Below are 12,247 nucleotides of genomic sequence, written 5' to 3'. Positions count from 1 at the left end.
AAATCTCGTTTCCCGCTCCAAATTCAATCAGTTAATAGATTTAACAGCAATTATCTGCATTGTGCGACCCCAAGGGGGGCGACAACGCGTTTGGCATTCACAAATCTCGTTTCCCGCTCCAAATTCAATCAGGTAATAGATTTAACAGCAATTATCTGCATTGTGCGACCCCAAGGGGTGCGACTTCGCGCTTGGCGTTTGCAAATCTCGTCCTAACTCAAAAATGTAACCCGCTAGAATTTTTATGCGCGACAAACAGTGTGCATTCACAACTATGTGAATGATGGGATCAAATGCTAGGGAACTCATTCTTACTGGGGCATTGAGCATCATTTTCGCAGCCGACTTATGGCACATGAATATTGTCTGGTTCTTTTGCATATTTATTCGCGAATTTAAATGCCCCAAAATGAATCAATTTCCACCTAATCCAATTTTTCTTTTGATAATTCTTTTATTTTATTACTGAATATGTGATTCAAATGCACTTGTTTGGTGAGTATAATCCGCAGGCTTTGCAAGTTTGTTGGGTGTATCTGCTAAATTTCTGTATAACTATGCATTTTTCGCCATTCAAATGCTCAAGTAGCGACTGTTTATAAACAAGATTACGGCATAGTTCATGCTTCATGTTTTTAACTTTATACGCCCCAAATATATGTTCCAACTCTAAGAGAAAATAAATGATATTTAACAATAAATTGCTTTTCAATTATTCGGCGATTGCCTTGGCTGTATCGTCAACAATATTGCCCGCCGCACATGTGCAGGCGCAATCTGTTGATAAGGAAATTGAAACTATCGAAATCACTGCGACGCGTCGCTCAGGAACAGTGCAGGATGCGCCGCTTAACATAACAGCATTAAATGCCGATGTGTTGTCAGAGCAAAATATTGGAAATTTAGAAGATGTAGCTCGTTGGGTACCAGGTTTAACGGTAACAGATCAAGGGGGTCGTAGCGATTCGCCTATTATTGTTCGTGGTCTAAATACTAACTCTTCTGGTCCCAGTTCAGACGGTGGTACCGTTGCGACTTATTTGGGCGAAATACCTTTATTTATTAATATGCGTCTAAATGACATTGAGCGTGTGGAAGTGCTTATTGGTCCCCAGGGTACTCTTTATGGTGCTGGAACCCTTGGTGGTGCCATTCGTTATATCCCTAAAAAAGTTGAATTAGATATTACTGAAGGCCAAATATATGGGGATGTATTTTCATTAAATGAAAGTGATAGTTTAGGCGGGGAAGGCGGCTTTGTTTTTAATTCACCCTTGGTGGAAGGTGAGCTTGGTTTACGTGTGTCACTTAACAAGTTCAAAGATCCTGGCTTTATCGATTATAACTATGTGGTCAGAGAAGGTGGTGTATCTCTTCCTGATCCTGATTGGTCAAATCAATCAGATATCGATGATAACTTGCGCCAAGTAAAAGATGCGAATGGAGAAGACACTCTAACTGGACGTGCCGCTTTACGGTGGCAGCCAAATGAAAAATTTGACGCAACCTTAACTTACTTTTATCAAAAACAAGATGTTGAAGGGCGTTCTATCGTTCATTACAACGCCTTGGCTGCTGAAAACCCGCTAGGCGCCTTGATAGGCAAATATGAGTCTTCCTATAGGTATGAAGAGCCTCGTGAAAAGACAGATTCTTTATTGAGTTTAGAAATGACCGCTGATTTAGGTTATGCCGAGCTCGTTTCTGCTACCGGTCAATCCCATTACAAAGCAGATGGGCAGCGCGACCAAAGTGATTTGTTGATTCGATTAGCATATAGCTATGAAGAGTTTCCCGCATTTTCGTCTTACACTCGTGAGCTTGATGAAGCTGATATATTTACTCAAGAAGTCCGTTTAGTGTCAAAAGGTGATTCTGCCCTGTCTTGGATTTTTGGGGCTTATTACTACAATGTTGACTCTGAAGGCAGCAGTAAAGAATTCACTCCAGGTTTTGATCAATATGCGGTAGATGTATGGGAAACAGGTGGAAACTATCGCCCTGATTCTCTTGAGTATTATTCAGTTGATTTTATTGAGTCGACTGAAAAAGCGTTGTTTGGTGAGCTAAGCTACGAGTTCTCTGACAAGTTGAATGTAACAATTGGCGCGCGGTTTTATCAATATGACGTTGAAATTATGTCAGATGTCGATTTTCCGCTGCTTTACACGTCAATCGTCCCCGAAGAGGAAGACGGCGATTTTCGTAGCGCAGATGAAACCATTCTTAACTTATTGCAGGTAAAAGACGATGATAGTGGCAATTTGCTTAAGTTTAATGCGAGTTACCAATTTTCTAAAGATGTCCTCGTTTATACTACTATCAGTGAAGGTTTCCGAATAGGCGGCGCAAACAGTGTGGGGGCTTGTGATCCAACAGTACCTGAAGATCAGCAACAAGTTTGTGCCTTACCTTTTGAGCAAACATATGACGCAGATACAACGACAAACTATGAGCTTGGATTTAAAAGTACCTGGTTAAAGAATAAGCTTCATTTTAATGCCGCCTTGTTTAACGTAGATTGGGAAGATGCTCAGGTTGCAGGCGCAACCCTGAATGGTTCGCAACCTATCACCACAAATGCGGGCAAGGCAACCGCCAAGGGAGTCGAAATTTCAAGCCGTGCCATTATCAGTGATGAGTTAACCGCTTATGCAACCTACTCGTTTACTAGGGCTGAATTATCTGAGGATGTATTGGGTTTGTTTGGTGATGGAGATGGAGACGGGGCGGCTGATGGGGATGGTGATATCGACGCGCTGAGTGGCGACCGTTTACCTGGTTCACCTGAGCATCAGTTTTCATTTGGGCTGAAATATTCCACTGAGATATTAAATGGTAAATTATTGGATGTTATTTACGGTCTAACAGCACAAAGCGATATCATCACCCAAATTGGAAATCGCGAAAGTGGTGAGTCATTGGATGGTTACACACTAAGTAATATCAGTGCTTCAATCTCTGAAAATGATTGGTCTGTCACTTTGTATATTGACAACTTATTTGATGAATATGCCTATACTTCCGCTCGATCAAATCTTGGTGATATCGGGTTAGCTGTTCCACCTGATGTTGACTCAAATAGAGTGGATATATTACGTGGTTATGGGCATTTTTTATTAAGCCCACGGAAGGTCGGTTTGAAATTTACTTACAACTTTGAATTGTAAGGAAAAAGATTAAACGCTTAAATAGGGGCACTGGCAGTGCCCCTATTTTTTGGAAAATATGAATACGATAAAACAACTGCATCGCTTAGCACAAGAGGCTATCAATCACCGAGATTATGTAAAAGGGCATCGCTATTGCGTGGAGATCATTCAGCAAAATCCACAACACGGGGATAGTTACTTTTTGTTGGCAATGATCAATGTGGAATTAGGACAGATCAATAAAGCCATTCAACTTATCCAAAAAGCATTAGAATACAGTGCAAGTATCGAATATTACGCTCACTTATGTAAGTGTTACGCTTTACAAGGAAATATGTCTCAAGCGCTAGCAAGTATCAGTCATGTTACGATTGATCAAGTCAGCGACCCTCTGACACTTGATACACTTGGTGTGGCTCTCAGTCGAGTCGGTGCGCACCAGAAGGCGCTGGCTTTTTTTGAAAAGGCCATGTCACTAAATCCAAACAACGCGGCATTCTTTTATAACTATGGAGTGTCGAGTAAATTTGCAGGTTTGTTTACCCAGGCACGCCAAGCATTTGAAACAGCAATCCGCCTAAAACCAGATCATTACCAAGCGCACTTTGCGTTATCTGACTTAGGTAAGGTATCTCAAGACGATAACCACATCGAACGTTTAGAGAAACTACTAGCAATATCATCTGAGCCTGATGGGGTGTTGCATTTAGGTCATGCATTAGCAAAAGAGTATGAAGCGCTGGGACAGCATCAAAAAGCGTTTGCTATGCTGCAGAAATCCAAGTCAACGAAACTATCAAGTATTGATTATCAGTTTTCTCAGGATGTCGAGCTATTCGCCAAGTCTCGTTTACTCATTGAAAATACGAATAATACAATACATGGTTGTGACGCTAATGCGCCAATTTTTGTAATGGGCATGCCTCGATCAGGGACGACACTGGTTGAACGCATACTGAGCAATCATAGTCATGTTGATTCCTGCGGCGAATTACAAGATTTTGGAATAGCTGTGAAAGAGTTAACTCGAACTTCTTCAGTCAAGGTGCTGGATGTCGAAACATTGAGTGCGAGTAAGCATATTGATATGCGAGCTTTGGGGCAGCGTTATATGCAAAAAACGGCAGCGATAAGAGGGACGGCCCCACGCTTTGTGGATAAACTGCCCTTTAATTTTTTTTATATCGGATTGATCAAACAAGCTTTGCCTAACGCAAAAATTATACTATTACAGCGTAACCCCATGGATACCTGTATTGGAAATTTTCGTCAGCTTTTTACGATTAACAGCCCTTATTATGCGTATGCCTTCGACCTACTTACTATTGGTCGTTTTTATGCCGAGTTCTATCGGCTAGGACAGTATTGGCAAACTCAGCATTCAAATAACGTTTTATTCCTAAATTACGAACAGCTAGTACAAGAGCCAGAACAGCAAATTAGGCAACTTTTGCAGTTTTGCGAACTTGATTGGCAAGAACAGTGTTTACACGTTGAAACTAACCAAGCGCCCGTTTCAACCGCAAGTAAAGTACAAGTGCGTGACCCTATCAATACCTCCTCTATTGGCCGTTGGCGCAAATACGGTGCTGCGACCTCCGCTTTACAGCAATTTTTTGATGAACAAAATATTCCGTATTAATTTGCATCGCTAAAATCCATTTGTAACTTAAGGCAGGAAGAGGCAAACTTGCCACTGGTCAAACCAGGTGGCAATTTAATGAATATAAGAAACCCGTTGCGCGCGTTTGTGAATAAAGTAAATCAGTACCCGCGCTGGCTAAGCGCTTTTTTGATGACGAAAGTTTTTCGCTATAAAGTAAAACTTGCAGGGACTACTGGTATCGAAGTTATTTACACCGACGGAAAAACAGCAACTTATCGACAAAAAAATTATCGAAAGGCGCAAAACCACATAGGCAGTGTGCATGCTGCAGCTATGGCCTTGTTGGCTGAGTCGTGTACGGGTTTTATTGTCGGCATCAATTTACCGGGTGATAAATTGCCGCTAATTAAAAGCATGAATTTGAATTATGTTAAAAGAGCAACGGGCGATATGACTGCGGTAGCCACCTTAACGGATGAGCAAATTCAATTGATGCAAACTACTGAAAAAGGCGAAATCAATGTTCAGGTGGTGGTCACCGATGCAACAGGCATCGAGCCTTTACTATGTGAAATGATCTGGGCCTGGGTACCTAAAAAAGCAAGACGAGCAAGTGAGTAAGCGGCATGTCACTCCCTATTGTTGAAGGAAATGTGTAGTTAACTGGCTTCACTTACTGCGGTAGCTTGCTTGGGAAACGCTAACAAGGCTAGCTCGGCAACCTCACGTAATCGTTGCGCACAAGAGCCGTTAGTTGCTTGAATAGTCATACCTTGCATCACGGTGCCTAAATAGCGGGAAAGCGCTGCTGGGTCTGCATCATAAGGCAGATCACCGGCTCTCTGTGCTTTTACAAACCGAGCGGTAATTTTGGCTTCGCTGTCTAGGCGTTTTGCAATCAAGGCTTCTTTGATTGACTCAGCTGCCTCACTACAAGACAAGGCTCCTTGCACAATAACACACCCTTGTGGGTGGCTATCGTCGGCTAAACTGTCAGCCGCGCTGAGTAACATATATTCGGCCACTTCGTAAGCGGTGGGTTTTTCTAAGGCAGGTAAGAAAAACGAACAGGGACGATTTTCGTAAAACTCTATCGCTTTTAAAAAAAGTTGTTCCTTATTACCATAAGTCGCATACAAGCTAGGTTTGTTAATCCCCATCGCTTCCGTTAAATCAGATAAAGAAGTACCGTCATAGCCTTTGCGCCAAAACACATTTAGTGCCTTTTCTAGGGCTACCTCACTGTCGAAGGCCTTGGGTCTTCCTACCGAATTCGCACACGAACTTGCCATGCTCCGCTTACCTCACTTGTTTTTGTTAACGCATTGTAAATATAGCTTCAGCACTTGTCTAGTAAGACTAATATACTGATTAGTACAATAATTGGTCTATCAAATAGTTCATAAGTTCAATTCGATTTCTACTCACTTCTGACCGCTTTATTTCACATCTACCTTAGGAATAGATTTATTTACCAGTCAGTACAAAATTAAGTTGACTGTGTTGCGTTTCGATATATATTGTACCGCATGGTACATAAGTTGTGCTACTAAAGTTTTTATCAAATATAAAAGTGCGGATAGCGGAGAAAAAGACAATGAGGATTACACAAATATTCAAGGCACTCGCTTTAGGGGCTGTTGCGTCAGTAGTCTTAATGGCGTGTGACGAAGACCAACGTCAGGCACAAAGTCAAGGGCAAGGTCTTCCTCAGGTTACGGTTGCTAAGGTAATAAATGAACGGATTACTGAGTGGGATGAATTTACTGGACGCTTGCAGGCTCCACAGACCGTGGAACTGATCCCAAGGGTCTCGGGCTATATTGATTCTGTGGTATTTAACGAAGGGGCCTTAGTTAAAGCAGGGCAATTGCTGTTTATTATTGATGATCGCGCTTTTAAAGCCGAGGTTGCTCGTTTAAAAGCGGAATTAAGCAGTGCGACAACCGCCGCAGAATTGGCCAAGTCTAATTTTATTCGTGGCCAGCAGTTGTCAGCTCAAAAAGCCATGTCGGCGGAGCTATTAGACAGTCGCCGCGCGGCACAACTACAGGCACAAGCTACAGTAGCCTCAGTACAAGCGGCGTTAACTCGCGCCGAACTAGACTTGTCTTACAGCAAAATCACCGCACCAATCAGTGGTCGGGTCTCTTATGCAAATATCACAGCGGGCAATTTTGTCACTGCAGGAGTGAGTCAGTTAACGCATATTGTGTCTACTGAGCACATGCACGCTTATTTTGATATTGATGAACAAACGTATTTGAAATACGCCCAACTGACCAATAGCGGACAGCGTGCTGATGCGCGGGACGAAAAAGCGAATCCCGTTTATATGGCACTCGCTAACGAAACAGATTATAGCCACATTGGCCAAGTCGATTTTGTCGATAACCGAGTGAATCAACAAACCGGCACTATTCGAGTCAGAGCGAGCTTTCCTAATACAGACCACCAATTAATTCCGGGTTTGTTTGCTCATTTAAAACTGGTTGGTAGTAAGTCTTACCACGGTATTTTGATTGATGAAAAAGCCATAGGAACTGATTTAAACAACAAGTTTGTACTTGTGCTGAATAACAATACCTTGGAATACCGTCCCGTTACCCTTGGCGACAAGCTTAATGGATTGCGTATCGTGACGGGTGGGCTGTCTGCAGATGATAAAATTGTGGTCAATGGCCTGCAACGAGTTCGTCCTAATATGCAAATTGAACCCAAACTGGTTGAGATGAGCAAACCCGAAATCGTAAACGACATTCGCAATGCACAACTGCTGCTAGACCAAACTCAAACCGAGCTTGCGGCTAACGCTGATGATTCAGTGACACGAAGCTAATAGGAAAACCCATGTTATCTCAATTTTTTATAAGGCGGCCAATCTTTGCGGCTGTCCTCTCCTTGCTGTTTTTTATTGCAGGCGCTATTGCTGTATGGCAATTACCGATTACTGAATATCCAGAAGTCGTGCCGCCTACGGTGGTGGTAACCGCCAATTATCCCGGCGCTAACCCTAAGGTTATTGCTGAAACAGTTGCTTCGCCCTTAGAGCAAGAAATCAATGGTGTAGAAGACATGCTGTATATGTCGTCTCAAGCGACCTCAGATGGGCGTATGACCTTAACGGTTACCTTTGCCATCGGCACTGATGTCAACCGCGCACAATCTCAGGTGCAAAGTCGGGTCGATCGCGCTAAACCTCGTTTGCCACAAGAAGTTCAGCGCTTAGGCGTCGTCACAGAAAAGTCATCACCGGATTTAACTATGGTGGTGCATTTAACCTCTCCCGATGAGCGCTACGACAGGCTATATCTGTCTAATTATGCTGCCCTGAATGTTAAAGACGAATTGGCTCGAATCGAAGGGGTAGGTGCGGTACGTTTATTTGGTGCCGGCGAATACAGTATGCGTGTGTGGCTCGATCCCAATAAAGTATCAGCATTGGGCCTATCGCCAAGCCAAATTACCGCCGCTATTCGAGAGCAAAATCAACAAGCCGCCGCTGGGAGTTTAGGTGCCCAACCCAGTGGCGAAGCGGATTTTCAATTGCTCATTAATGTGAAAGGACGACTTAGTAGCGTAGAAGAATTTGAAAATATCATCATTAAGGTGGGAGCGCGCGGCGAAGTCACTCGTTTAAAAGATGTTGCTCGTGTTGAATTAGGCGCATCAACATACGCCTTACGTTCCATGTTAGATAACAAATACGCCGTGGCTTTACCGGTTTTTCAAGCGTCTGGCTCAAACGCCATTCAAATATCTGACGATGTCAGAGCTAAAATGGCTGAACTTGCCACTTCTTTTCCTGATGGCTTAGCGTATGACATCGTTTACGACCCAACCGTATTTGTACGTGGCTCTATTGATGCGGTGATTAAAACCTTATTTGAAGCTATTTTGCTGGTGGTATTGGTTGTTGTGCTGTTTTTACAAACCTGGCGCGCTTCGATAATTCCATTAGTGGCGGTACCTGTTTCATTGGTAGGCACTTTTGCGTTTATGCATTTACTCGGTTTTTCCTTAAACGCACTATCACTTTTTGGTTTGGTTTTAGCCATTGGCATTGTTGTGGATGATGCCATCGTGGTGGTTGAAAATGTTGAACGTAACATTGCTGATGGTTTGAGCCCTGTTGCGGCAACACAAAAAGCCATGAAAGAAGTTACCGGTCCAATCGTAGCAACTACATTGGTGCTGGCTGCTGTGTTTATACCTACGGCTTTTATGTCGGGTTTAACCGGTCAATTCTATAAACAATTCGCTTTAACGATCACTATCTCTACGTTTATCTCAGCCTTAAACTCACTTACGCTGAGTCCTGCTTTGTCAGCGTTGTTATTGAAAGGCCATGGCGAGAAGAAAGATCGATTGACCCGCATTATGGATGCCCTGTTTGGTCGTTGGGTGTTCGCTCCCTTTAATCGCTTTTTTACTCGCTTATCTGATGGATACGGCTGGTTGGTGCGTAAAATTATTCGGTTTGGCGCAATTGTTGGCTTAGTCTATGTGGCATTATTGGCCCTAACAGGGCTGCAATTTGCAACAACACCCACCGGTTATGTGCCCGGTCAGGACAAACAATACCTTGTTGCTTTTGCTCAATTGCCTGATGCTTCTTCATTAGAACGTACTGAAGCGGTTATCAAGCAAATGTCTGATATCGCCTTAGCTCAGCCCGGTGTCGCGCACTCGGTCGCTTTTCCTGGTTTGAGTATCAATGGATTTACCAATAGTCCCAACAGCGGCATAGTATTTACCCCCTTAGATGACTTTAGCGCTAGACAAGATCCGTCGCTATCAGCCACTGCGATTGCGGCGTCCTTGAATCAAAAATTTGCTGCTATCGAAGGAGCTTTCATTGCTATTTTTCCACCACCGCCGGTACAAGGATTGGGCACCATAGGTGGCTTTAGATTGCAAATTCAAGATCGGGCAAACTACGGTTATGAAGAGCTTTACCAGGTCACCATGCAAGTCATGCAAAAAGCGTGGGCCAACCCTGCATTAGCCGGTGTTTTTTCAAGCTATCAAGTCAACGTTCCGCAGTTGGATCTGGATATTGATCGGACCAAAGCCAAACAACAGTCGGTATCGCTAGACGAGGTTTTTCAAACCTTACAAGCCTATATGGGCTCCGTGTATGTAAACGATTTTAATCAGTTTGGTCGTACCTATCAGGTGAATATGCAAGCCGATGAGCAATTTAGGCAAAGCGCAGAGCAAATCAGCCAGTTGAAAGTGCGTAGCCTTGAGGGGAAAATGATCCCACTTGGCTCTTTTATCAACGTGACTGATAGCGCAGGGCCCGATCGAGTGATGCATTATAACGGGTTTACCACCGCAGAGCTCAATGGTGGTCCCGCTCCGGGTTTTAGTAGTGGCGAAGCTCAGGCTGCGATTGAACAAATATTGGCTGAAACCCTACCTAATGGCATGACTTACGAGTGGACAGAGTTAACCTATCAGCAGATTTTAGCGGGTAATGCGGGCATGTTTATTTATCCCTTGGTTATCTTATTAGTATTTATGGTGCTCGCTGCCCAATATGAAAGCTTGAGCCTCCCCCTGGCAATCATTTTGATCATTCCTATGACCTTGTTGTCGGCCCTCAGTGGCGTGCTGATTTACGGTGGCGACAATAATATTTTTACGCAAATAGGGCTTATTGTGCTGGTGGGGCTCGCTACCAAAAATGCCATATTAATCGTGGAGTTTGCCAAAGAACTGCAGGATCACGGTATGCACGCCAAGCAAGCTATTTTAGAAGCAGGGCGTTTACGTTTACGCCCAATTTTAATGACTTCTATTGCCTTTATTATGGGGGTTGTCCCCATGGTTTTCTCAAGTGGGGCAGGAGCTGAGATGCGTCAAGCCATGGGCGTTGCGGTGTTTTCAGGCATGATTGGCGTTACATTGTTTGGACTTGTGTTAACCCCATTGTTTTATTATGTGTTGGCCAAGCGAGGGTCTCACTCCTCAACAACCAATTCGCCTACTCAGGAGGGTAATCATGTTTAAGGCCTATCGATTAAGCCTCGTAAGTTTAGCGATGGTTACCCTGCTAGGTTGTACAGTGGGTCCTGAGTACATAGCGCCTCAGCAAGTGGCAAATATCGAGTTAGACGCGCCCTATCAGCAAGCTGCACAAGCCACTACGTGGTGGCAAGCCTTTGATGATACTGAGTTAAACCGCTTAGTGGCATTGGCTCTCGAGCAAAATCGCAGTTTGCTCAAGGCGAGTGCGAATGTGGACAAAGCACGTGCTCTATTTAACGATGCGCAAAATAAAAGTTTACCGGTCGTCGGAGCAGAAGCGTCTTATCAAACCAGTAAAAATACTACGGTGTCCACTTTCGATGATAATACCATCAGCCGAGGTTGGGCCTTAGGTGGCAAAGTATCTTGGGATGTGGATTTATTTGGAAAAATTGAGCGCGCCACTCAAGCTGCTGCTGCAGAAGCAGACAATGCCGCCCTGTTATGGCACGACGCGCAAGTTGATATTATTAGTCAAGTCGCCTTGTCTTATGGTGAATACCGCAGTGCACAGAAACGCCTGTTAATTGCACAGCAAAACCTTGAAAACTTGCAGCAAACCCGGAATATCCTCAATGTAAGATTAAAGGCTGGTACGGCCTCAAACTTTGATTTAGCGCGTTTTGATAGCCAGTATTATGAAGTTAAAGCCACGGTTCCTCAGTTTCGCCAGACTCTACATGAGGCAGAAGCAACCCTATCTGCTCTATTGGGTTATGGTCCTGGTCAATTACACTTAAGTGAACAAACAGCCTTGCCTGAACTCAGTCAACCTGTTGCTGTTGATAGCAGTCATAATTATCTGCGCTATCGAGCTGATGTGGCAAGCGCAGAGCGAACATTGGCTGCACAAACCGCCAATATCGGAGTTGTGACGGCTGACTTGTATCCTAATTTATCGTTTTCAGGTTTCTTAGGATTCATATCAAGTCCAAATTTAGCCCTCAATAGCGGCTCAAAAGCCTGGTCTTTTGCGCCAACTGTGTCGTGGGTTGGCTCTGATATAGGCTCTGTTAAGGCGCAAATTAAAGCGGCAAACGCCAGCACTCAAATGGCCTTGGCTGATTTCGAGCAAGCGGTTCTTCAAGCGGTGAACGAAATACAGCTTTCTGTTGATACGTATAATTTAAGCCGCGAAAAGCAGTTATTCACCAATCAGCAACATAAATCCAGCATGCAAGCGATGATCATTGCACGGGTTCGTTATGAAGCAGGCAATGGGGAATTTTACGAGTTGCTGGATGCTGAACGCGAATGGTTGCGCAGTCGCGATCAACAAGCACAAATTCAACTGCAAAGTTTTGCGAGTTTAGTGGCAATTTATCGCGTTTTCGGTGGTGGTTTATTGCTAGATTCGTCTAAGGTGTGAGTCTTAGGTGCGTTATTTAAAAAAAATATTTTTTTATGACTAAATAAACTGAATTAAACGTTGACAGAATCTCGTTTTAAATTA

At 43.7% G+C, this 12,247-nt stretch carries 7 protein-coding genes; 6 read left to right on the top strand and 1 reads right to left on the bottom strand.

Annotated features, from left to right (window positions below; all coding sequences use genetic code 11):
- The first annotated feature begins 683 nt into the window (after positions 1-683).
- From ACEN2L_RS05955 to ACEN2L_RS05945, 3 genes are all read left to right on the top strand, one after another.
- A complete protein-coding gene (locus ACEN2L_RS05955; protein WP_441742483.1) occupies positions 684-3,170 on the top strand; it encodes a TonB-dependent receptor in 2,487 nt (828 codons plus the stop codon).
- A gap of 58 nt (positions 3,171-3,228) precedes the next feature.
- Entirely contained in the window at positions 3,229-4,794 is a 1,566-nt protein-coding gene (locus ACEN2L_RS05950; protein WP_441742481.1) for a tetratricopeptide repeat-containing sulfotransferase family protein, read from the top strand.
- A 78-nt stretch (positions 4,795-4,872) separates the two neighbouring features.
- Positions 4,873-5,379, top strand: coding sequence for a DUF4442 domain-containing protein (locus tag ACEN2L_RS05945; RefSeq protein WP_441742479.1), 507 nt, complete (start codon positions 4,873-4,875; stop codon positions 5,377-5,379).
- Positions 5,380-5,417: 38 nt separating this feature from the next.
- On the opposite strand, the gene ACEN2L_RS05940 is transcribed toward ACEN2L_RS05945, so the two are convergent.
- A complete protein-coding gene (locus ACEN2L_RS05940; protein WP_441742478.1) occupies positions 5,418-6,050 on the bottom strand; it encodes a TetR/AcrR family transcriptional regulator in 633 nt (210 codons plus the stop codon).
- Between the two features lie 305 nt (positions 6,051-6,355).
- Between ACEN2L_RS05940 and ACEN2L_RS05935 the strand changes: the two genes are divergently transcribed.
- Genes ACEN2L_RS05935 through ACEN2L_RS05925 form a run of 3 tightly spaced genes read left to right on the top strand, consistent with a single transcriptional unit; the run spans position 6,356 to position 12,163 of the window.
- Complete coding sequence (locus ACEN2L_RS05935) at positions 6,356-7,597, top strand: efflux RND transporter periplasmic adaptor subunit (protein WP_441742477.1); 1,242 nt, start codon at positions 6,356-6,358, stop codon at positions 7,595-7,597.
- An 11-nt stretch (positions 7,598-7,608) separates the two neighbouring features.
- A complete protein-coding gene (locus tag ACEN2L_RS05930; protein WP_441742475.1) occupies positions 7,609-10,776 on the top strand; it encodes an efflux RND transporter permease subunit in 3,168 nt (1,055 codons plus the stop codon).
- Entirely contained in the window at positions 10,769-12,163 is a 1,395-nt protein-coding gene (locus ACEN2L_RS05925) for an efflux transporter outer membrane subunit (protein ID WP_441742473.1), read from the top strand. The genes ACEN2L_RS05930 and ACEN2L_RS05925 overlap by 8 nt, the downstream gene beginning before the upstream one ends.
- Positions 12,164-12,247 lie beyond the last annotated feature (84 nt).

It is taken from the genome of Flavobacterium sp. W21_SRS_FM6, assembly GCF_052119645.1.
In the GTDB taxonomy this organism is placed as follows: Bacteria; Pseudomonadota; Gammaproteobacteria; order Enterobacterales; family Alteromonadaceae; genus Paraglaciecola.
This window is presented reverse-complemented; position numbering and strand designations above follow the sequence as displayed.

Bases quoted from the DNA above. Each gene is read 5' to 3' on its own strand.
- ACEN2L_RS05925 (WP_441742473.1), top strand. From the start codon at position 10,769: ATGTTTAAGGCCTATCGATTAAGCCTCGTAAGTTTAGCGATGGTTACC.
- ACEN2L_RS05930 (WP_441742475.1), top strand. From the start codon at position 7,609: ATGTTATCTCAATTTTTTATAAGGCGGCCAATCTTTGCGGCTGTCCTC.
- ACEN2L_RS05945 (WP_441742479.1), top strand. From the start codon at position 4,873: ATGAATATAAGAAACCCGTTGCGCGCGTTTGTGAATAAAGTAAATCAG.
- ACEN2L_RS05940 (WP_441742478.1), bottom strand. From the start codon at position 6,050: ATGGCAAGTTCGTGTGCGAATTCGGTAGGAAGACCCAAGGCCTTCGAC.
- ACEN2L_RS05935 (WP_441742477.1), top strand. From the start codon at position 6,356: ATGAGGATTACACAAATATTCAAGGCACTCGCTTTAGGGGCTGTTGCG.
- ACEN2L_RS05950 (WP_441742481.1), top strand. From the start codon at position 3,229: ATGAATACGATAAAACAACTGCATCGCTTAGCACAAGAGGCTATCAAT.
- ACEN2L_RS05955 (WP_441742483.1), top strand. From the start codon at position 684: ATGATATTTAACAATAAATTGCTTTTCAATTATTCGGCGATTGCCTTG.